Below are 20,454 nucleotides of genomic sequence, written 5' to 3' on the forward strand. Positions count from 1 at the left end.
ATAGGATAATCGCGGAGCAATAGAGATTATAAGAATTCGTCCGCACCGCCAGACAACATGAGTTCGCCTGCATCGGCCATGCGACGAGCGATCGCTAGGATTTCTTTCTGTGCCGCTTCGACATCCGCCACGCGAACTGGCGGCATCGCTTCGATGTCATCACGCATCATCTCAGCCGCTCGTTTCGACATGTTCTTAAATACTTTTTCACGCAGAGAATCGTCGGCACCTTTAAGTGCTTTTTGCAACACGTCTTGTGGCACATCACGCAGCAATTTCTGAATACCTTGATCGTCCACTTCGACTAAGTTTTCGAAGACAAACATCAAGTCTTGAATTTGCGTCGCCATGTCTTCGTCTTGATCGCGAATCTGCTCCATCAACAAACCTTCGACGTTGTTGTCTAGATAGTTCATGATCTCCGCTGCCGCTTTCAGGCCGCCAATCTTGGCTGCTTGAGCGCCAGCTTGGCCCGCGAACTGTTTCTCCATGATTTCGTTCAGCTCTGCCAGTGCCGATGGCTGAACTTCTTCTAGGTTGGCAATACGCATCATTAGGTCCAAACGCACGCGCTCAGGGAACTGAGACAAAATCTCCGCGGATTGGTCTGCTTCTAAATAAGACAATACGATGGTTTGGATCTGCGGGTGTTCGTTAACAATGATGCTCGCCACTTGTCGTGGGTCCATCCATTTCAGCGAATCCAAGCCTTTTGAACCCGTACCAAGTAGGATCTGGTCAACCAAGTTGTTGGCTTTGTCTTCACCAAGAGCCGCTACCAGTGCATTACGCATGAAGTCTTCGCTGCCCATGCCGATGTTGGTGTATTTCTGGATGTCCTCCAAAAACGCACGGTGAACGGCTGACACCTTGTCTTGGCTGAGATCTTTCGCCTTTGCCATCGCACTACCGACACGCTGGACCTGTTTTGGCTCTAGGTGACGAATAATGCCAGCGGCATCTTGTTCATTGAGGCTCAGTAGCAAAATTGCTGCTTTTTCTTCGCCAGTAATGGTTGAGACATCCAGCTCAACTGGCATTCCCGCGGCGTTGTCATCTTGAGGTACGATATCGTTAGCCATTGTCATTCATCCAGTTTTTCACTACTTGAGCAGCCAGTTCAGGTTCATTCGCAACCAGAGCGCGAACCGCTTTCAATACATCTTCATCTTTATGAAGGTTTGGCAAATCAATACTTGAACCAAACTCAAACAGTTCGCTGCTTTCAATGTCGCTGCCAATCAGGCTAGTTTCACCATCCGCACCAATCGGCAAGCCGTCTGGTCCGTACATTTCGTCTTCGTCATCACTGGTAGGGTTAAGCAATTTCTTCATTGCTGGACGAACCAATACCAATACGACAACGATGATCACCAATGCACTTGCGAACCAACGAACCCAGTCGCTGAAGTTAGGGTGCTCCCAAATTGGTGGTTCTTCCAGCTGTTCAGCCTCAGGCTCTGCAAACTTCACACTCAGTACATTCAACAAATCACCACGGCCTTGGTCAAAACCGACCGTACCAATTAAGACTTGGCGAATAGCATTAATTTCCGATTCGGACATAGGGGTATAAGTCACTTCTCCAGTATCTGGGTTGACCTGACGACGGTCCTTAATCGCAACAGAAACTGTCTGACGAGCAACCGTCCCCGTCTGCTTACGCTCATGGCTGATGGTGGTATCAAGCTCAAAGTTACGCGTGGATTCTTTACGCACCGAACCCTGTCCCATGACAGAACCGTCTTTCATCTGAGCCACATCTTGCGGAATAGAGGCATCCGCTGGAGGCTGATTACTTAACGCCCCCGGAATACCCGCTACCATATTGCCGTTATTGTAATCCTCTAATGCGTACTCACTGCGGGTTGCAGGGGTATTGGGATCAAAGCGTTTGCGAGTTTGTTCAACCGCGCTGAAATCCATTTGGATATCGACCTGCGCCGTGTAGTTGCCATAACCTAAAATAGGTAATAGCACTGAATCAATTTTTTCACGCAGCGCCTGTTCCTGACTACGCTCTAATTCTTGCTCTTTGCGTCGCGCTGCAGAAGCAGGGTCTTGAGAGCCTGAACTGAGCAAACGGCCATGCTGATCTGTGACGGTAATTCGGGAGGTTTTCATTCCCGGAACGGCACTCGCCACCATGTCTACGATAGAATCAACTTCTTGCTGTTTGAGGTTCGTACCAGTCGACAGTGTCAAAAATACGGACGCAGATGCTTCTTGATTGTGACGTACAAACACACTGTGCTTTGGCAGCGCCAATAAGACTCGTGCTTTACGAACTTGCTTCATTTCCTCAATCGCTTGAGCCAATTGACGTTCTCGACTGAGTTTAAGGCGCTCTTGCTCTAAACGTTGTGATACGCCAAAGCCCATATCTTGCAGCAAAATATCATCGCCCGCCTCTGTGGCTTGGTTTACGCCCGAGCGAACCATGCCAAGTTTGATCGAGTTGTATTCGCTCGATTCAACAGAAATGGTATTACCATCAAGCTTGTAATTGATTTTTTGCTGGTCCAGATAATCCAAAACGGGGATCAACTCTTCGGTCTCATACGCTCCAAGCGGGCGCATCTCCGGCTCTTTGACCCAAAAGAACAGCATCACGATCAATGCAACACAGATGGAGATTGACAGCACAAGTACAACTTGACGAAGTAAATCAAGGTCACCCACTGCCATATCAAATTTTGACGCACTGCGCTCCTCTAGATCTGGATTTTGACTCTCCACATCTACGTCGGAACTTGCTACCAGTGCACCATCTGAGCCGCCTTCAGTGACGGTTAAATCTGTAGACTTGTCTGCCACACTTATTACCTAAATTACACTGGCATGTTCATGAGGTCTTTATACGCCTCAACGAGTTTATTGCGAATTTGAACCGTCGCATCAAAAGCGACACTAGACTTGTTACGAGCAATCATAACGTCAGAAAGGGAAACATCGGCATCACCACGATCAAAACGGGTTTGTAAATCACCGGATGCTTTTTGAAGTGTGTTCACGTTATTGATGGCTTTAGTTAGGAGATCATTAAAATCTGCTCCAACTTTCGCCCCACTTGCAGTAGGAGCAGTATTGGTTGCTTCTACCATCATGGCGCGCATTTCTGCCTGAATACCATCAACTTTCATTAGCACCTCTAAGCCAAAAGATTGACTATTAACAAAACTGATTATTAACACAGCAATTAACGTGCCATAAGACATTAGTTAGCGGTTTGCTTACACTTTTTGTCTTATGGCGATTGCACATGTTAATTTGGGATATCTATACCAGCATCACGCATTTTGGCAAGTTTGTAGCGCAAGGTTCGTGGGCTTATGCCCAGTTTCTCCGCCATTTCTTTGCGTCGGCCGTTACACTCCACCAAGGTTTCCAAAATAATGGCGTATTCTTGGTCACGCAGCTCGCTGCCCAAGCCTTCCCCGCCAGATACCGGACGGTTCACACTCTCAGGTTGAGCGACTGGCTTAACATTAGGTACCACCATCTCTGCATTTTGAACCACATGCTGCAAGCTGTTGGCATCTTGCCAATCCACCCCTTCTAGTAAGATGTGCTCAGCGTCGATATCACCATTCTCACTTAAGATAAGAGCTCGTTGCACCACGTTATCCAGCTCACGAACGTTACCTGGCCAAGGGTATTGCAGCAGTTTTTCTACCGCAACGGCTGAAAATTGAGGCACTGGCATCCCCATCTTGCTGCAATGACGCTCAGCAAGATGCTTGGCAAGTGGCGCAATATCGCCTTTGCGTTCGTTCAGTGCTGGCCACGCAATTGGGAACACATTCAGGCGGTAGTATAAATCTTCACGGAAGTTGCCTTCTGAGACGTACTGCTTGAGATCACGGTTACTGGTCGCGAGCACGCGTACATCCAGCTTGATGCTCTTACGACTGCCAAGGCGCTCCACTTCACGCTCTTGCAAAACACGTAATAGTTTCGCTTGCAGGTTTAAGTCCATTTCGCTGATTTCATCCAGCAAGATTGTACCGCCTTGCGCTTGTTCGAACTTTCCTGGGCATGCCTGAACAGCACCAGTAAATGCGCCCTTTTCATAGCCAAACAGTGTCGCTTCCAGCATGTTGTCTGGAATCGCCGCACAGTTGATCGCAACAAATGGACCATCTTTACGGTTTGATGCGTTGTGAATATAACGCGACATCACTTCTTTACCTGAGCCACTCGGACCTAGCACCATAACATTCGCATCTGTTCGTGCCACTTTATCGGCCAAAGCAAGTAGACGCAGACTTTTTTCATCTGCCACGACCGCGTCACCATTGTCATCGCTTTTGATCGGTGCATATCGACTGACCATATTTAGCAACACTTCTGGTGCAAATGGTTTCGCCATGTAGTCAATCGCGCCGTCTTTCATTGCCGACACGGCATCTTCAATGTTGGCGTACGCCGTCATTAACAGTACTGGTAAGTTAGGCCAATTCTGCTTGATATTTTTGAGCAGAGCCAACCCACCCATACCTGCCATTTGCACGTCAGAAACGACGATATCGACAGTATTCGATTTGAGTTTTAGTAGTGCGTCTTCCGCACAGTCAGCTTCTAACCACTCATACCCTGCCAGAGCCAGAGTATCCACTAGGGCTTCACGAAGACCTTCATCGTCTTCTACGATCAGCACTTTGCTTTGCGCCATTCTGATTCTCCAGTAATTGTTATTACCAGAAGCTGCTTATTGCGCTTCTGGTTGCACTCGCTCTAGCGGAATGCACATGGTAAAGCAGGCTCCATCACCCTGCTCTGAAATAAGTTCCAATCGACCGTCATGGGCACGGCAAACCATTTGAACAACAGCCAGCCCTAACCCGGTTCCTTGAGAACGCGTGGTAAAAAATGGCTCCATAATTTTGGCTTGTAGTTCTTCAGGTACACCCGGTCCGCTGTCTTGCACTGAAATGCGCAACTCGCCATTTACCGGGCGGAAAAAAATATCGACTTGCGACTCTTTACCAGACATCTGAATCGCATTCATGACAAGGTTACTCAACGCGGATGCAATCGCATTCGCATTGCCTAGCAACTCAGTTTGTTCTTCTTCCACTTCTAGGCAGTAATCAATACCATTATTTTTTAGCGCGGTTTCGACCATCGGCTGATATTCCGCCACCAACTGAGCAATCGTAAATGGCTTAATGACTTTATTATCACCACCTTTAGCAAAAAGCAGCATATCATTAACCTGCTTTTCCAAATCGTGCAGTCGATCCATTAATTTGGTTTGAAAGCGATCCCTTGTCGCTGGTGGAAGGTTTGGCGCTCCCAAATTGGATGCATATAGCATAGCGCTCGATAGCGGCGTTCTTACCTGATGAGCAAGCGAAGCTACCATACGCCCTAACGACGACAAGCGTTGTAAATCACTCACACGAGCTTGAAGTAAGCGAGTTTCGGTTAAATCGGTAATCAGGATCAATTGACCTGTCGTAGAAGCCGAAATGGCTAATCGAACTTTACGACCATTCCGCAGGGAAACTTCGTGACCATCATCCTCACGAGGATCAAACACCGCCTGAATAATGTTGAACCATTTTTCATTAACCAGTGGAATCTCAAGAATTCGGTGCGCCTCTGGGTTTGCTTCACGCACTATGCCGAACGTGTCGAGCAGAATCACTCCGGCAGGCATCACATCAAGCACCTGCTTATAGCGCTCAACCTGATTTTCTACGGAATCTAAATGGGATTGGTTGGTGTTGTTATCCATTACTGCCTGTCGAAATATCGCCGCTAAAACTAAAATAGCTTGGTAAGCAATTAGCGTACCAAGCTATTTTTTATATTTATCATGACGTTAAGTCATCGACAATAAGTTGACACCCTCAGATAACGGTTTTTGGTGTCAGAAAAACGATGCTAAATAGCCCAAATGATTTAGATATCGTCTTAAATCTCAACGTTGCCTAGCGTTGTAAGTTGTACTTACGCATTTTTTCCACCAACGTTGTGCGTCGCATACCCAGCATATCAGCGGCTCGTGCCACGACCCCACCTTGTGCTTCTAACGCTTGGCTGATCATATTAACTTCTAAATCAGCCAACAGCTCTTTCAGATTTACACCTTCAGGCGGCAGCGCTTGCGGAGCGTTCATGCTGTGGTCAAGATCGTCTTGATCATCAAAGCTAAAGTCTTCTGAGAAGATGTCTTGGAACACATCACGCTCTTGTTCTTCAACCGAAATAAACGGATTACTTTCTGGTTGGAACTCCGGGATATCACTGTAGCGATATTTGGTTGGTAAGTGGTTTACATCGACCAAGCTATTTGGGTACAGAATGATCATTCGCTCAACAAGGTTGGCTAACTCACGTACGTTACCCGGCCAGTTGTGCTCCATCAGTGAATTGATCGCACGAGGGGTAAAACAGATAGGCTGGCCACCCTCCGCTTCCAGACGCGTCATCAACTCTTGCAGCAGCAATGGAATATCTTGTTTGCGCTCTTTCAGCGCAGGCATCTCGATTGGAAACACGTTCAAACGATAGAACAAGTCTTCTCGGAACGTGCCTTCTTCAATCATACTTTCTAGATTACGGTGTGTTGCCGCGACAACTCGAACATTAACCTTGATGGTGCTATTGCCACCCACGCGTTCGAAACAGCGCTCTTGTAATACGCGAAGTAGCTTCACTTGCATCGACATCGGCATATCGCCAATCTCATCAAGAAAGATCGTGCCACCGTCTGCGAGCTCAAATCGACCTTTACGTGCCGTTAACGCACCAGTAAACGCGCCTTTTTCGTGGCCAAACAATTCACTTTCTAGAAGCTCCGGTGGAATGGCACCACAGTTAATGGGCACAAAGGCACCACTGCTGTACGACGAATGATAGTGAATGTTACGCGCAACGACTTCTTTACCAGTACCAGATTCACCCAAGATCAACACGTTTGCCTCAGTGTCTGAGACTTGCTCGATCAGGTGACGAACTTCTTGAATACCTCTACTTTGACCAACTAAGCTGCGAAAAAGTGTGTTTTTTCGTGCACTGGCAACGACATTGACCCCTTTTCGACCCAGAAAATCTTTGCAGTGGCGTAACGCCTCACTAAGCTGTGGGTAATTAAGAGGTAGTTCTAGCTCACCTACAAAATTTGGAAGATCATCCACGGGCAACGGAAATCGGCCCATGACTAAAAGTGGGATGTGGTAGGCGCTGTTTAAATGAGAGATAACCGTATTCGCCGCTTGACCTGCTGGAATGTTACCAACAATACAGCACGACCATACGCTAGACCAATCAACATCGCTGAGCTGATCAGAACTGACCGCTTCGCAATTTTCTCCAACAAATTCCAATATATTGCTTAAATTTAAACGACTTGATGCGTCATCATCAATTACAAGCAGCTTTGCCAAACCTTGCATAAGTAAGAATGATTGCCTTTATTTTAGGTGCGTTGCGGCCAAACCTTGATTTGCGCAATTGGGTGCTAAAAGAAGGCAGAACCACCACACTCAATTTACGATAGACAAAATAGGAAAATCAGCAACAAAAAAAGCCATTAGGGCTACTAATGGCTTCTATTTTATTTGAATATAAAAATAAGGCAACCAAGCAATAAAGAGGTGTGAGCTTGATAGAAACTTTTCTACACAACTCGTTGCGCAATTGACAAATATATTCCTCTAATATCTTAACGCGTTGTTTTGGTTATTAAATACCGACTTCAGCTGCTGTAAGATTATGAAACTCTGTAGGGATTTGGTCCCAAGCGGATTTGATCTCACGGATAATGTCGATAACGTCGTCGATCAGTTGAGGATCATTTTGATGGTTAGCAGCTGAAATTTGCGTGATCATAAACTCATAGAGTGAATCTAAGTTTGAAGCAATATCACCACCGTCATCCATCGATAGACAGCTACGTAGCGCAATGATGATGTCTAGCGCTTTACCTAAACGCTCACCTTTTGCTGGAATGTTTCCTGCTTGCATGGCCGCTTTACCTTGAATAAGGCGCTCAATCGCACCAGCCATAAGCATTTGAATGACTTTGTGCGGAGAAGCCGCGCTTAGCTGGCTGTCGACTGATACCTTTTTGTATGCTTGCAAAGAACCGCGCATAGTAATCCTCTTTTAAATAAATTTTTTGTACTGCTGAAGCGAACGCTGGCCATAACGAAACTTATGAAGTTCTTTTCCGACCTTTGACGTTTCCGATTGCATCAGCTCGACAATTCTTTTGGTACGAGTAAGCAACGCTTGCCACTCTGAATCCTGCTTAACCAAAGGATTTTGATGAATAATTGGTAACAGGTTTTGCAATAACCGTTCCCTGATATCGACCAAGCGAAGAATTTCTTCAGTACTAAAGTCGACTTTTTCCAATTCTTGCGTAATTAGTTGATCTATATCACTAATATCTATGAGTTCTTTTTGCATTTATTAACCCAACGCACTCATTAAGGCACCTAACTGACCTTGCATTTTGCCAGTCGCATCTTGCATGGCGGTAAACTTCGCGTGAGTGCGCTTTTCTAGGCTTTCCATGCGGCGATCTAATGCCGCTTGATCATCACTCAAACGATAATTTTGTTCTGTGAGACTTTTTTCTCGAGTACGAATGCTGCCTGTAATGCCTGTAATACCATGAATCGCGTCTTCGACTCGTTTAGCAAAACCTGTGTTGCCACCGAAGAACTTTTCTAGCTCGTTGAAGTTGTTGTTCAACTGACGATCCAACATGTCATAGTTGATTTCTAAGGTACCTTGACGCGTGGTAGTAATGCCAAATTCAGTTAATGACTTTAGGTTTTCAGGCGCTTTATCAATTTGAGTGGAAAATACCGATTTTAATCGTGAGTCTGCGCTGCGTACGGTACTGTCACCCGACAACGGTCCTTTTTGACCAGTGACCGGATCCACACTCGCCAACGCTTGAGACGTTTGATAAAACGAGTTATACGCAGCCACAAAGTTTTCGATGTCGTTACGCACACTCTGACGATCGTATTCGACGCCAATTTCAGCAGGTGGCTTGTTCGGTTCTGATTTGCCTTTAAGTGTTAAATCAACACCTTCTATGGCATCTTCAATCACATTGTTGTGACTAGAAAGCTTTGCTACTCCATCAAGCAGAACTTCTGAATCTTGCCCTGCTTGTACCTCTGTCATACCAAGGTATTCTTCAAAAGCAGATTGCGCTTTTGCGATTTTCGCTTCTGCTTCATCAATTTTTTCTAAACGTTCACGCTCTTGAGGATCCAGCTTAGCGCGATGAATTTGTTTCGCTTGCTCTTCGGTCAATTCACCACGTTCAACTTTTGCGTCTAGCGCTTGTTTTTCACTCGCAATTTTTTGCTCAATTTCTGCTTTTTCTTGCTCAAGAAGCTGCTTGGCCTCTTTCGTCGTAACGTAAGAGTCGGTTAATGTGCCTGATGCCGCATTACTCCAACCCGGTACATCTGGTGCCTTCTCTATTGCTTTCTCGTCGAGTTCGAGCTCTGGCTCTTCATAAGAATCCAGCAAAGTGCCTGACGCAGTTTCTGTCCACCCTGGAATTCGGTCTTCAGGGCGCAAACTCGCACGTCGGTTGGCTTCATCAATCGCTTCCTGCCCAGCTTTAGCAGCTTCTGCACCCGCAGCATAGATTGGCTCTTGGGAGCCATCATCTTGTCCATTTTCTGCCGCTTTTTGCTCTTCTGGAGGTAGAGGATTGCCGTTTGCATCCAGTTCCACTGGTTGCTCGGGGAATTGAAGAGGACCTAACACTTCTTCCGCCGCTGAACGAGCTTCTTCAAGCGCGTTAACACGGTCTTCAAGTGTTTGATATTCGAAATATTTTAGAGGGTTGCCTTTGTCGGCCTCCACACTGACTCTGATTTGATGATCCTTACCAGAGAGGTTAGAAGCAAGGATAAGGCGTGGACCTTCAACGTCGTTAATGAGAGATGCTCGAACACCGGGATTGTCTTTTGAGCCGTTGATGCCGCGTACGACATCTGCGAGCTTGGAGCTCGAACGAACGTTCACGTTGAAGGTGTCATCACCAAGCGAAATCTGCAGCTTACCAGGGCCAAACTTTGCCTCTTCTGGCAGTACGTCAGAAGCGACTTTGTGGCTCTGGGCAAGCTGCAACACATCGATAGCATATTTGCCAGCGATAGCATCTGTGGTTGCCGTAGCAGATACGATATTGTCGTCTGTCGTTTCAACAGTACGAACGGCAAACGCTTTCTCTTGACGAAAGTTCGCCATGAGATTTTTCATCGTATCCAGTGACTCTCTGAGTCGCCCATAGGCACTGATACTGGCATTAATTGTCGTGCGCTCGTTGTCAATGCGTTGCTGCTTTGGTACGCGTTCGGCATCCACAATTTTGCTGACCATGGAATTGATATCCATGCCGCCAGACATCCCCAAAGGGCCTAAACTCATCAAATCACCTCTAAAAACGACTTACACTTTTTCAGTCAACAACCCGCTGTTGGCTGTGTGCTCAGCTAGGCGACGCAATACCACTAGCATCTCTTCATCAGGAATTTGACGAATCACGTCGCCCGTTTTGGCTTCGTAAATCGTCACCACATCTCTCCCGGATTCCTCATCCACTCGAAACGCGACTCCTTTGTTTATGGACGTAACAAACTCATTCATTTGCGCGACCAATTTTTCACGTTCTTCTTTGTTCAGCTCTTGACGGCTTTCTGCCATCTCGATCGCGGCTTGAACAGAGAAGTCGTATTCGGTGTCTTTCGCTTTTTGCGGCGAAACCTCACCATTTGAATTTGCTGGGCTAGACGCGCCTATATCATTGCCATTTTTATTTGCAAACTTTGTGCCACTTGGCGTGCCGTAAGGCTGGATGTTCGATGCGTAGGAGGATATATCCATTACAATCTCCCTTCCACCTTATGGGCTAACGATAGAACCTATCGCTTTGGTGCCCCAGCACTAAGGTGTTTACCTCAGGCTGGGTCAACCACTTAGCCCAACAAGCTTAGCGCTGCAGATGGAGACTGCTTCGCTTGAGCCAGGATTGAAGTACTTGCTTGCTGAAGAATTTGCGACTTAGTCATCGCAGTGGTTTCTTTCGCGTAATCAGTATCTTTAATACGGCTGTTAGACGCATTAACGTTCTCGTTAATGTTGTCTAGGTTGCTGATTGCGTGGTTGAAGCGGTTTTGGAAAGCACCAAGTGACGCACGTTGGCTGTCTACTGACTTCAGGGCACCGTCGATAACAGCCACAGCTTCTTGAGAGCCTGCTACTGTTGTTACGTCGATGTCTTTCACTGTTACGTCTTTCGGACCGCCAAAGCCGATCTCGTCCGCTAGGTTGCCAGAGAACTCAACATCACCTTGAACTTTTTGAGAAGAAGCAAATACTTGTAGCTTGCCATCTTCACCAACAGACGCTTTTACATCATCGTTTTGACCGTTGATGTACGTTGCTAGCTGCTCAATGTCGTCGCCTTGTTTTGCGCTGATCGATAGCTCTTTCTCTTCACCTTGTTTGTTGGTGTAGCTCATTTTGAACTCAGTTTTCTCACCAACAGTCCAAGATGCATCTTTACCCTCTTCTGCTGCGTAGCTCTTGCCACCCATTGCAGAAGTGTCTGAGCGCAAGCTACCCATAGACAGCATCACTGCTTCACCTGAGTCTGCACCGATTTGGAAAGATTGCGTACCGTATGTACCGTTCAGCAACTTGTTACCACCGAAAGAGGTAGTTTCAGCAATACGGTTTAGCTCGTCATTTAGCGCTGTTACTTCTTCTTGGATCGCAACACGTTCTGCTTTTGAGTTAGAACCGTTCGCAGATTGAAGCGATAGGTCACGCATACGTTGTAGGATGTTGGTAGATTCATTCATTGCACCTTCAGCAACCTGTGCAATAGAAATACCGTCGTTTGCGTTTTTCACCGCCATGTCTAGGCCACGGCTTTGTGCATTCAAGCGGTTTGAAATCTGTAGACCTGCAGCATCGTCTTTCGCGCTATTGATTTTATAACCCGAAGACAAACGCTCCATTGATTTTTGTTGACCGTCAGCTGCCTGGTTTAGGTAACGCTGTGCAGTCATCGCAGAAACGTTAGTATTAACGTTAATCGCCATAATTGATCTCCTTAAGGTTTTAGTGAATGTACCGTCGTGTCTCTCACCTCACTTAGGTACATCTCATTTCTCTCAGTCCCTTTAACGGCGACCGATGAATATCCTTTAGAAGAAATTTTCAATTTTTTGCGATTATTTTCTTTGGCTTACTGAAATGTGATGAAGCTCTAATGTCGTGATTCGCAGAAATCCTGAGTCCCCAAAAGACAGAAAAAAACCCAGCCGAAGCTGGGTTTACTCGCTCATCTCTCACCACGAGCCAATGAGGTTCTCGTCTTAGGTTTGAAATTAACCTAGCAGACTTAGCGCTGAGTTTGGCGCCTGTTTCGCTTGCGCAAGGATTGAGCTTGATGCTTGCGATAGAATTTGTGACTTGGTCATTTGAGTCGTTTCTTTCGCGAAGTCAGTATCTTTGATACGGCTCTTCGACGCGTTCACGTTCTCGTTAATGTTGTCCAAGTTGCTGATTGCATGGTTGAAACGGTTCTGGAATGCACCCAGTTCTGCGCGGTGGCTGTCTACGTATTTCAGTGCCGCATCGATGATAGCCACAGATTCCTGTGCGCCACCAACTGAGGTTACGTCGATAGTATCTACTGTTACTTTTTTACCTTCGCCCAAACCTAGCTCGCCAGATAGGCCGCCTGAAAATTCGACTTCGCCTTCGACTTTGTTGTTGCCAGCAAAGATTTGCAGTTTACCGTCTTGGTCTACTGAGGCTTTCACTAGGTCAGTTTGACCGTTAATGTAAGTCGCAAGCTCTTCGATATCATCACCCGCTTTTGCGCTGATGTTGATTTCTTGCTCTTGGCCGTAGCTGTCCGTTAGGTTGATTTTTAGGTCGTTCTTACCTTCAGCAACGTTCCAGTCTTTACCTTTACCACTTTCAGCTTGGTAGCTCACACCGCCCATCATTTTATTGTCTGAACGCATGTCTTTTAGCTCAAGCATCACGGCTTCACCGTTATCCGCACCAATTTGGAACGATTTCGCGCCGTGTGTGCCGTTTAGTAGCTTGTTACCACCGAAAGAAGTGGTTTCTGCGATACGGTTTAGTTCGTCATTTAGCGCGGTCACTTCTTCTTGAATCGCCACACGCTCTGATTTCGAGTTTGAGCCGTTTGCTGATTGTAGAGACAAGTCACGCATACGTTGAAGAATGTTAGTGGTCTCGTTCATTGCACCTTCAGCGGTTTGTGCAATTGAGATACCGTCGTTCGCGTTGCGAACCGCCACATCCAAACCACGGCTTTGTACGTTCAAACGGTTCGAGATTTGTAGACCCGCAGCGTCATCTTTTGCGCTGTTGATTTTGAAACCCGAAGACAAACGCTCCATAGAAGTTTGTTGAGCTGAGTTTGCGTTGTTTAGGTAACGCTGAGCGGTCATCGCTGATACGTTAGTGTTTACATTCACTGCCATGGTGATTTCTCCAATTGATTTTCCGGTATAGCGGTTTCCGACGTCTCGGAAAACCAAGTAGTTCTCTCAAAGTTACTTTTATTAACGGCGCTCAAACTGATTTCTTTAGGGAGTTTTTTGGATTTTTTTGGAAAAAGTTCATTTGGAGAAGGAATCGTGATGAAGCAGATAAAAAAGCAAAAAAACGTCAAATTTTCGCTAAAGCTTCTTTTCGAGTTGTCGATACAGGCTGGTTTTGCGTTAAATTCGGGCGAGGCCGTTCATCAGCCAAGCAAGGTCAATGCTAGGTTTGGCGCTTGTTTTGCTTGTGCAAGAATAGAAGTACTGACCTGCTGCAAGATCTGCTGCTTCACCATTTGCGTGGTTTCTTTCGCGTAGTCAGTGTCTTGGATACGACTGTTGGAAGCGGCTAAGTTTTCGTGGATGTTATCCAGATTATTGATCGCGTGATTAAAGCGGTTTTGATACGCGCCTAACTCAGCACGATGGCTATCAACGTACTTCATCGCAGTATCTAGGACGGCCACGGCTTGTTGCGCACCACCGACAGACGTAATGTCGATGTTATCAACCGCATCGTAACCTTTTAGCTGTAACCCCAGTTCACTCGCTAAGTCACCTGAAAACGATAAAGTGCCTGAAGTTTCTTCTCCAGCCATAAATAGCTGTAACTGACCTTCTTCATTCACCGATGCCGTGACTTTGTCAGTTTGACCATTGATATAAGTCGCAAGCTCTTCGATATCATCGCCAGCTTTGGCATTAATTTGAATGGTTTCCGTCTCACCAAAACGATTCGTAAATGACATACTAAGATCATTCGCACCGTCTTTTACTTTCCAATCAGAGCTTGCACGTCCGTTTGCAATGTAACTAAAGCCGCCCATATCAATGCCATCACTGCGCATCGACTTTAATTCAACTTGCACAGCTTCACCTGACGCTGCACCGATTTGAAATGCCGACTTACCAAAGCTGCCATTGAGCAGTTTACGCCCACCAAAGGAGGTCGTTTCGGCAATGCGGTTTAGCTCATCGTTAAGTGCCGTCACTTCTTCTTGCAGTGCAGTGCGTTCCGCTTTGCTGTTTGAACCATTGGCTGACTGTAGCGACAAATCACGCATACGTTGCATGATATTGGTCACCTCATTCATCGCGCCTTCCGCAGTTTGCATGATGGAAATGCCGTCATTCGCGTTGCGAACCGCAACATCCAAACCACGCATTTGCGATTGCAGACGGTTGGAGATTTGCAGACCCGCAGCGTCATCCTTTGCGCTGTTAATACGCTTCCCTGAAGACAAACGCTCCATGGATTGATTCAGCATATCCGTTGCACTGGTCAAATGACGTTGTGCGACAAGTGCTGCAACATTGGTATTAACGGTGATCGCCACGAATAAAGGGTCCTAAAATTAAGGCTTTGAGTACTTATCGACCAAGTAACAGAAAAGTTTAGTGTTTTTTGAAAAGAGATTGGAATAGAAATAGAAAACAAAAGCCCTCCAATTGGAGGGCTTAAGAAATAAAGTCTGAGAACTTACTTGATGGCTAGCTCTGCGAGCATTTCTTGTGAAGGAGCGAAGAAGTACGCACCAGTTACCGCTTTTGTGAAACGAAGCATTTGGTCTGTTTTACCATCTGTCACGCCGTACATACTTTCTAGCATCACTTTAATGTTATGAAGTGTATTACAGTAAGAGATAAACAGTAGGCCATGAGGCCCTGTCACCGTCCCGTATGGCAAGCTATGACGAACAATCTTGAGACCTTTTCCTTCTTCTTTAATATCAACTCGACCAACGTGTGATGCAGCAGGAACGTCTTCTAGCTCGATAGAGTCTGGTTTGGTACGACCAATCACTTTTTCTTGCGCTTTGACATTCAAGCGATTCCAAGCGGCAAGGTTATGTTCGAAGCGTTGAGCCATGACATAACTACCTCCAGCAAATGGGCCCTCTTTTACTAGAGCCACATCAGCGCGAGCCTCCCCTTTCGGGTTTTCTGTCCCATCAATAAAGTCTGTCATATCACGCGCATCAAGGTAACGGTACCCATACGTTTCGTCCACAATGGTGACATCTTCTGCCGTCTCTTCTAGAAACTTACGCAGAACATAAAAGTGCAAGTCGTGACGAGTAGAGTGACAGTGAATCAGCACATCAACATCCGTTGCAGGCGCTACGATGTCTCCTTCGCCAAGTTGAGTAAAATCAATAAGCTCTTCTGGCGCGTCTACATTGAGGTGTTGCCAAAACGATTTTGTGAATGCGATAGAAAGGGTCAGCGCCGCGCCTGGCTGGGTAATATTTAACTCTTCCACTAACTTTGGTAGTGCTTTCAGCTTATCCAATACGTTTTCACGGTTTTGGTTCACTTTAAGTTGAGTGTACAGTGCAAATGGCCCTGCTTCTGGCACGATCGCCGTTTGAGCTTGTGACATTGAGGTTTCCTCTATACTTTGCCCCGGTGTGGGAAGTTATTGTTTTTAATTCTTCGAAGGCTGCTCTTCATTGCGCTCCAATTGTGGCACATGAAAACAGTCTTTTACCCATCTTCCATTTAGAAGATAGATCATAAACCAAGCTAATAAGGTAATGGTAAGGGCGTTTGCCCAGTTGAATACACCATGTTCCAGATACACATGATACATGGTCTGAGCCAGTTGGATACCGCACAAGATCAAAGTGATCTCTCGACCATAGCGAGTAATTCTGTTTACCCATCCTCTATCGGGGTGACGGAGCCCCATCAACCACATGAGAAGCAGGCTTGGAATGCCCATAGCCAAACCCAAATACAGCGTACTTGAGTCTGGATAAACAATAGCGAGTAGCTTACTGCCACTATCACGACTTACGCCTGCCATCGCAAACACAACCCATGAACGTACAAGAAACATCCATCCAAACCATAAAATAATCGGCGCTTTTAAAAATCCATGGGCGTCATATTGGTCAAACGAGTAGCGCACAACATCTTCTTCTTAATGTGATAAAACGCCACTTTAACCTATCATTTCAGAGTTGCAAGCCAGCAAAGATGAGAACTAAAGTTCATTTCATCATCTTACACAGGTAAACTAAACAAAGATTTACAATGACGTTGATGAGAAACATGAAAAAAAGAACTCCAGCTACCCCAGCGCCTTCTCAAGAAACTCAAGCCGAAGCGATGAGAATTGCCAAATCCACACAGAAACCGGGGCAAACCAAAGAGCAAACCAAGCTGATCGCTCAAGGTATCGAAAAAGGCATCGCTCAATATAAGAAGCAGCAAAAAGAGCGCAATCGTCAAGCCGATAAAGCAAAGAAAAAACAGCAACGTGAAAAGCAACGTCAGCATGAAGAAGCTATCGAACAAGACAACATCACCAACGATGTGCCAAACTATGCATCAAGCAAACTGCCTTGGATACTGCTCGCTCTGAGCTGGATTGGCTTTGCTGCTTACATAGTATTGGGGAAATAGCTGATGAGACGCCTGTTACTTGGACTTTTTGTCGTACTTCTCTCTGGTTGCACGATGCCTTCTCACCTTACTCATACTCAAAGCCAAGATGTTCATATTCGCATTGACGCTCAGTTCAACCCTGATCGATGCGAATACAAAGGCGAAGTCACCGGAAGCGAGGGTCATTGGTATAACTACATTTTTATGACTAATGACGCGATGATGCAAGGCGCGATGAATGATTTAAAAAACAATGCAGCGGCTATCGATGCGGATACCGTTTTTATGGTCTCCCCACAAGATTTTATCACCTCATTTAGCGTGCTGGGCTCCGCTTACCGCTGCAATGGATGACGCCTGAATATGAAAAAAGCCAGCAATTGCTGGCTTATGCACGAAATCCAAGACTGCTAGCGATATCTCTCTCCCGCTCTAGAACCCATTGGCTATCAAAAGGCCCCCAATCTGAAAGTTGATAATAGCCGTCATTATGACGTCGGCCATCTTGAACGAATATGAGTTCAATGCCGATCCCAGGTAATGCCTTGAGTACATCTTGAATTGTACGACGAGGCCACCCCGTTTTTTCGATCAACTTTGGCACATTCGGCCTTTCTAGGTTTTCCACCAACAAGGCCAAATATAGCCGCCTTGCAAAAACAGGACTCAATTCCATTGACACCTCCTAAAATTGTGCTGATTCATTATTTCGTTTTTGCTCAGCGAGATGTTGCGTTTGATCAATAACTCGACTTTTCCATTTGATTTAGACGATTTTTTATTCGATTTATAGTGCATTCATCGTAAATAAGTTACGTAACATCAGTTATCTCAATCTATCTGAAAATATTTTCCACCGCATTTTGTCAGTTTGATTGCTTCTTGATAGGATGCTATAGCAGCCCAAATCACTTAAGTGCGTCTTAACCGCACCAGTGAAAAATAGAACAAAGAAAAAAGGAAACACTATGTCGATTACCATGTTTGGTATTCCCAACTGCGATACGATCAAAAAAGCCAAAAAATGGTTAGAAGCTGAGGATATTGCTTACGACTTCCATGACTACCGTAAGCAAGGCGTTGATGTAGCTATGGTAAGCGAATTTTGTCGCGCTTTAGGTTGGGAACAGGTGCTCAACAAACGTGGCACGACCTACCGCCAACTGACACAAGAACAAAAAGACACGCTTAACGAAGAAAACGCGATCGCTCTTTTGGTAGAAAATCCGGCGATGATCAAGCGCCCAATTTTAAAAGTGAATGATCAACTTCATATCGGTTTTAAAGCTGATCAATACGCTACCATTTTCAACTCTTAAATAAAGGAATACTCAAGGATGACAGACAGTCCAGTATTGGCACTTGCTAAAGATCTGATCAGTAGACAATCTGTAACGCCGGAAGACGCAGGTTGTCAGGATTTGATGATCGAGCGCTTAAAAGCACTCGGGTTTGAAATTGAAGTGATGGTATTTGAAGACACCACGAACTTCTGGGCTCGCCGTGGTTCAGAAGCGCCACTATTTGCGTTCGCTGGCCACACCGATGTGGTACCTGCTGGCAAACTGGAGCACTGGGATACACATCCGTTTGAACCAACTATTATTGATGGTTACCTACACGGTCGCGGTGCAGCGGACATGAAAGGGTCACTAGCTGCTATGGTCGTTGCTGTCGAACGCTTCATTGCAGAAAACCCAGACCACAAAGGCTCAATCGGCTTTCTAATTACGTCGGATGAAGAAGGACCATTTATCAATGGTACCGTTCGTGTTGTAGAAACGTTGATGGCACGTGGCGAAAATATCGACATGTGTATCGTCGGTGAACCATCCAGCACCGAAGTGGTTGGCGATGTGGTGAAAAATGGACGTCGCGGTTCTATCACGGGCGATTTAACGGTAAAAGGAACACAAGGCCACGTGGCCTATCCTCACCTAGCCAATAACCCTGTGCACGAGTCTCTACTCGCGATTCATGAACTCGCAACAACAGAGTGGGACAAAGGAAATGATTATTTCCCACCAACCAGCTTCCAGATCCCGAACGTATCGGCTGGCACTGGTGCGTCTAACGTCATTCCTGGCGAGTTCCATGTTCAGTTCAACCTACGTTTTAGTACTGAGCTTAACAATGACGCAATTGTTCAGCGTGTTACCGAAGCATTGGACAAGCATGAGCTGGACTACGATCTAAAATGGACATTCAACGGCGACCCATTCCTGACCGATACAGGCGCGCTGCTAGATGCGGTTGTTGCTGCTGTTGCCGACGTGAATGATACGAAGCCAGCCCTACTTACAACTGGCGGTACGTCTGATGGTCGCTTTATCGCTCGAATGGGTGGTCAAGTCGTAGAGTTAGGCCCTGTTAATGCTACGATTCATAAAGTGAACGAATGCGTGAAAGTGGACGATCTAGAAAAGTTGACTGACATGTACGAGAACACGTTGAAACACCTGTTAGCGAAGTAATCAGCGAGAGCACCATGACACCAGAGCAACTCACCGGCACCACAGATTCTCATCTGGAATCCACTTTAGTGGGTCAAAAAGCGTTTCTACTCCACCCTGAAGTGGCTGACGATCTGCTAAAGATGATTGAAGCGGCAACAGAAGCAGGTTTTAAAATGGAAATCGCCAGTGGTTTTCGTGACTTCAACCGCCAAAAAGCGATCTGGAACGGGAAGTTTTCTGGTGAGTTGCCAATTCTCGACGTCAACTCCCGCCCTTTAAACAAAGCAGAGTTAAATGACGAAGAGAAGTTGATGGCCATTTTGCGCTGGTCGGCACTGCCTGGAGGAAGTCGTCATCATTGGGGTTGCGATTTTGATGTCTATGCGCGCAATTTATTGCCTACTGACACCAAACTCAAGCTGGAGCCTTGGGAGTACCTTGAAGGCCACCAGCAAGCGTTCTACCAATGGTTAAAAGCCAACCTTGGTCGATTCGGCTTCTTCTTCCCTTATCAGCAAGATTTAGGTGGCGTTTCGATTGAGCCTTGGCACATCAGCCACCGCACTGTCGGGCAACAGTGCCTCGCGCAATTGACGCCTGATGTGCTCAGAAACCAGCTGATTCAGCAAAATCAGACCGACAACATTGCAGGGATTGACATCATACTGAATAATTTGGATAACGTCGTTGCCAAATTTATTCACAATATCACGCCGCCGGAGGCTCTATGATAGAAATACTCACCAATCCTTGGGTCATTATCATTGTAGTGTTGAGCGTGGTCATTGGTAACATTGCCGCACTCAAATACACCGCAAAAATGAAGTTTGGTCAGATGGATAAAAGCCGTAAGAACGATTTAGATAAGCTGAACACGTTGGATAAACAGCGCTCCGCTGACGAGGAGAGCAACAAAGACGAGCCTCGTTAGTTAAACACCTACTTTATCCCGACACGCCGAATATAAGCATCAAAAAAGGGACCACTAGGTCCCTTTTCAATTATTGTGTAAACGTATCGCGTTA

At 46.1% G+C, this 20,454-nt stretch carries 22 protein-coding genes; 6 read left to right on the forward strand and 16 right to left on the reverse strand.

Going from position 1 to position 20,454, the window contains the following annotated elements:
- Positions 1–26: 26 nt before the first annotated feature.
- The 15 genes from fliG to FKN16_RS16935 all read right to left on the reverse strand — a co-directional run bounded on the left by fliG (position 27) and on the right by FKN16_RS16935 (position 16,494).
- A complete protein-coding gene (gene fliG / locus FKN16_RS16865) occupies positions 27–1,082 on the reverse strand; it encodes a flagellar motor switch protein FliG (RefSeq protein ID WP_012841526.1) in 1,056 nt (351 codons plus the stop codon).
- On the reverse strand, positions 1,075–2,817 hold the full coding sequence (gene fliF / locus FKN16_RS16870) for a flagellar basal-body MS-ring/collar protein FliF (protein WP_006741698.1): 1,743 nt from the start codon (positions 2,815–2,817) through the stop codon (positions 1,075–1,077). Before fliF ends, fliG begins: the two co-directional genes overlap by 8 nt.
- Positions 2,818–2,831: 14 nt before the next feature.
- Positions 2,832–3,143 (reverse strand): flagellar hook-basal body complex protein FliE, encoded by a 312-nt coding sequence (fliE, locus tag FKN16_RS16875; protein ID WP_012841525.1) that lies wholly within the window; start codon positions 3,141–3,143, stop codon positions 2,832–2,834.
- A gap of 122 nt (positions 3,144–3,265) precedes the next feature.
- Positions 3,266–4,675 carry a sigma-54 dependent transcriptional regulator gene (locus FKN16_RS16880; protein WP_046875536.1) on the reverse strand — a complete coding sequence of 470 codons (1,410 nt, stop codon included), beginning with the start codon at positions 4,673–4,675 and terminating at the stop codon, positions 3,266–3,268.
- Positions 4,676–4,711: 36 nt separating this feature from the next.
- Positions 4,712–5,743, reverse strand: a complete 1,032-nt coding sequence (locus FKN16_RS16885; protein ID WP_006741696.1) for an ATP-binding protein — start codon at positions 5,741–5,743, stop codon at positions 4,712–4,714.
- A 196-nt stretch (positions 5,744–5,939) separates the two neighbouring features.
- Positions 5,940–7,406, reverse strand: coding sequence for a sigma-54 dependent transcriptional regulator (locus tag FKN16_RS16890; RefSeq protein WP_006741695.1), 1,467 nt, complete (start codon positions 7,404–7,406; stop codon positions 5,940–5,942).
- A gap of 289 nt (positions 7,407–7,695) precedes the next feature.
- Entirely contained in the window at positions 7,696–8,106 is a 411-nt protein-coding gene (gene fliS, locus FKN16_RS16895) for a flagellar export chaperone FliS (protein WP_012841524.1), read from the reverse strand.
- 12 nt (positions 8,107–8,118) lie between these two features.
- Positions 8,119–8,424: a flagellar protein FliT gene (locus FKN16_RS16900; protein WP_170903162.1), complete on the reverse strand. Its 306-nt coding sequence runs from the start codon at positions 8,422–8,424 to the stop codon at positions 8,119–8,121.
- 3 nt (positions 8,425–8,427) lie between these two features.
- Entirely contained in the window at positions 8,428–10,419 is a 1,992-nt protein-coding gene (fliD, locus tag FKN16_RS16905; RefSeq protein ID WP_170903164.1) for a flagellar filament capping protein FliD, read from the reverse strand.
- A gap of 21 nt (positions 10,420–10,440) precedes the next feature.
- Complete coding sequence (flaG, locus tag FKN16_RS16910) at positions 10,441–10,875, reverse strand: flagellar protein FlaG (RefSeq protein WP_170903166.1); 435 nt, start codon at positions 10,873–10,875, stop codon at positions 10,441–10,443.
- 92 nt (positions 10,876–10,967) lie between these two features.
- Positions 10,968–12,098 carry a flagellin gene (locus FKN16_RS16915; RefSeq protein ID WP_006741693.1) on the reverse strand — a complete coding sequence of 377 codons (1,131 nt, stop codon included), beginning with the start codon at positions 12,096–12,098 and terminating at the stop codon, positions 10,968–10,970.
- 288 nt (positions 12,099–12,386) lie between these two features.
- Complete coding sequence (locus tag FKN16_RS16920) at positions 12,387–13,520, reverse strand: flagellin (protein WP_005393103.1); 1,134 nt, start codon at positions 13,518–13,520, stop codon at positions 12,387–12,389.
- Between the two features lie 263 nt (positions 13,521–13,783).
- A complete protein-coding gene (locus FKN16_RS16925; protein WP_046875529.1) occupies positions 13,784–14,917 on the reverse strand; it encodes a flagellin in 1,134 nt (377 codons plus the stop codon).
- Between the two features lie 143 nt (positions 14,918–15,060).
- Positions 15,061–15,963, reverse strand: a complete 903-nt coding sequence (locus FKN16_RS16930; RefSeq protein WP_048625862.1) for a Dyp-type peroxidase — start codon at positions 15,961–15,963, stop codon at positions 15,061–15,063.
- Positions 15,964–16,008: 45 nt separating this feature from the next.
- Positions 16,009–16,494, reverse strand: a complete 486-nt coding sequence (locus FKN16_RS16935; protein ID WP_012841521.1) for a DUF2919 domain-containing protein — start codon at positions 16,492–16,494, stop codon at positions 16,009–16,011.
- 143 nt (positions 16,495–16,637) lie between these two features.
- Here FKN16_RS16935 and FKN16_RS16940 point away from each other — a divergent pair, with 143 nt between their 5' ends.
- Both FKN16_RS16940 and FKN16_RS16945 read left to right on the forward strand, forming a co-directional pair.
- Positions 16,638–16,991 (forward strand): DUF2956 domain-containing protein, encoded by a 354-nt coding sequence (locus tag FKN16_RS16940; RefSeq protein WP_170903167.1) that lies wholly within the window; start codon positions 16,638–16,640, stop codon positions 16,989–16,991.
- Positions 16,992–16,994: 3 nt separating this feature from the next.
- On the forward strand, positions 16,995–17,327 hold the full coding sequence (locus FKN16_RS16945; protein ID WP_170903169.1) for a DUF4156 domain-containing protein: 333 nt from the start codon (positions 16,995–16,997) through the stop codon (positions 17,325–17,327).
- A 34-nt stretch (positions 17,328–17,361) separates the two neighbouring features.
- On the opposite strand, the gene FKN16_RS16950 is transcribed toward FKN16_RS16945, so the two are convergent.
- Entirely contained in the window at positions 17,362–17,649 is a 288-nt protein-coding gene (locus tag FKN16_RS16950; protein WP_005380433.1) for a helix-turn-helix domain-containing protein, read from the reverse strand.
- Positions 17,650–17,941: 292 nt separating this feature from the next.
- Between FKN16_RS16950 and FKN16_RS16955 the strand changes: the two genes are divergently transcribed.
- From FKN16_RS16955 to FKN16_RS16970, 4 genes are read left to right on the forward strand one after another with little or no spacing between them, the layout of a single operon-like run.
- Complete coding sequence (locus FKN16_RS16955; protein ID WP_047008853.1) at positions 17,942–18,292, forward strand: ArsC family reductase; 351 nt, start codon at positions 17,942–17,944, stop codon at positions 18,290–18,292.
- Positions 18,293–18,310: 18 nt separating this feature from the next.
- Positions 18,311–19,447, forward strand: coding sequence for a succinyl-diaminopimelate desuccinylase (dapE, locus tag FKN16_RS16960; protein ID WP_170903170.1), 1,137 nt, complete (start codon positions 18,311–18,313; stop codon positions 19,445–19,447).
- Between the two features lie 14 nt (positions 19,448–19,461).
- Complete coding sequence (locus tag FKN16_RS16965; protein ID WP_170903172.1) at positions 19,462–20,160, forward strand: M15 family metallopeptidase; 699 nt, start codon at positions 19,462–19,464, stop codon at positions 20,158–20,160.
- Entirely contained in the window at positions 20,157–20,360 is a 204-nt protein-coding gene (locus tag FKN16_RS16970; RefSeq protein WP_012841517.1) for a DUF2897 family protein, read from the forward strand. The genes FKN16_RS16965 and FKN16_RS16970 overlap by 4 nt, the downstream gene beginning before the upstream one ends.
- Positions 20,361–20,454: the final 94 nt, after the last annotated feature.

The organism is Vibrio sp. 11-4(1) (assembly GCF_013048625.1).
Lineage (GTDB): Bacteria > Pseudomonadota > Gammaproteobacteria > Enterobacterales > Vibrionaceae > Vibrio > Vibrio diabolicus.